The organism is Parabacteroides sp. AF21-43, assembly GCF_003635435.1.
Classification (GTDB): Bacteria; Bacteroidota; Bacteroidia; order Bacteroidales; family Tannerellaceae; genus Parabacteroides; species Parabacteroides distasonis.
Window position 1 is genome coordinate 1 of record NZ_QTMG01000065.1, and the last position, 1,417, is coordinate 1,417.

Sequence of the window (1,417 nt, forward strand, 5' to 3'; positions counted from 1 at the left end):
GGCTCACCCGATAAATCAGGGGGAAAATTCTTTAATTCTATAGAAAATTTGCACCTTTGTACCATGAACAATCAAGGACTATTAGCATTGGCACAGTTGATTCTGCCATCAGAGATACTTTCAAATTTTGAAGTAGTACGTGTAGAAGAAGAGGCATCCCTTATCCGCATCTATCTTGATGAATCGGTTAAGGCTGAATATAAAGAGAACCCAGAGATTGAATCCAAAGGATTCTGTGAAGCCGTAACTATACGTGACTTTCCAATCCGCGATAAAGGTGTTGACCTAATTGTCAGAAGACGCAAATGGTATGACAAGCAGAATAACCGATACTTCTCCGACTCTTACGACCTGAAGGCTGAAGAAACCCGCTACTCCAAGGAGTTTGCGGCTTTTTTAAAAGGAGTGTATGGAGACGATTCCTACGACCTCCCGTTCGCTTGACCGCTATTATCACATAAACGGGGATACGTTTGAAAAGCAATACAAGGAAGTGCTCAGCGGCTATCGTGAATGGTCAGAACTCTCACATGCAGAAGACTGGCTTGTCTTTCCAGAGAACATTGGTGAAAGCATCTGCATTGACGAAACGGCTCCAAGCAACGGTGAGCTGTACACTATAGTAAGCAACAGATCTTCACGTGGAGGTAAAGGTACCATCATTGCTATTGTAAAGGGTGTGGCGGCAGATGCTGTCACGGAAGCACTTATGCGCATTGACGAGGACAAGAGACTGTTGGTTAAGGAGATAACAATGGATATGTCGAATTCCATGCGACTTATAGCCAGACGCTGTTTCCCGAATGCAATGCGTACCATAGACCGCTTTCATATACAGAAACTTGCATGTGATGCCTTGCAGGAGATGCGCATCGCGCATAGATGGGATGCCATTCAAGCAGACACGGATGCCAGGGAAGAAGCCAAATGCCTGGGCGAAGCATACACTCCAATTGTGCTTGCAAATGGTGATACCCACAAGCAGTTGTTGGCTCGCAGCAGATATCTGCTTTTTAAATCTGCCGACAAATGGACGGAAAGTCAGAGACAAAGAGCTGAGGTGCTCTTTGAAACGTATCCTGATCTTAAAGAAGCCTATTCGCTTACACATTCCCTAAGAATGATATTTTCCAAGAATACCGTCAAAGATGCAGCAAGACTCTCGCTTGCACGATGGTACAACAAAGTGGACGACTCTGGCTTTAAGAGTTTCAATGTTATTGCCGCCACACTTTACGAGCACTATGATGAAGTCTTGAACTTCTTTGTAAACAGGGCAACTAATGCATTTGCAGAGTCTTTTAATGCTAAAATTAAGGCGTTTAGAGCTGCTTTAAGAGGAGTAACGGATATAAAATTCTTTCTTTTCAGACTTACAAAGCTGTATGCTTAATCCCCCAGGTTTATCGGGTGAGCC

Annotated in this window: 2 protein-coding genes; both read left to right on the plus strand. The window is 43.9% G+C overall.

The window, feature by feature from the left end:
• The coding region (locus DWX84_RS21335; protein WP_226892979.1) for a hypothetical protein at positions 1-444 on the plus strand (444 nt) is incomplete at its 5' end.
• On the plus strand, positions 410-1,393 hold the full coding sequence (locus tag DWX84_RS21340; RefSeq protein WP_016270043.1) for a transposase: 984 nt from the start codon (positions 410-412) through the stop codon (positions 1,391-1,393). The genes DWX84_RS21335 and DWX84_RS21340, both read left to right, overlap by 35 nt.
• Positions 1,394-1,417 lie beyond the last annotated feature (24 nt).

What these genes read in the sequence shown, in the direction of transcription:
- DWX84_RS21340 (WP_016270043.1), top strand. Translation starts at nt 410, where the DNA reads ATGGAGACGATTCCTACGACCTCCCGTTCGCTTGACCGCTATTATCAC.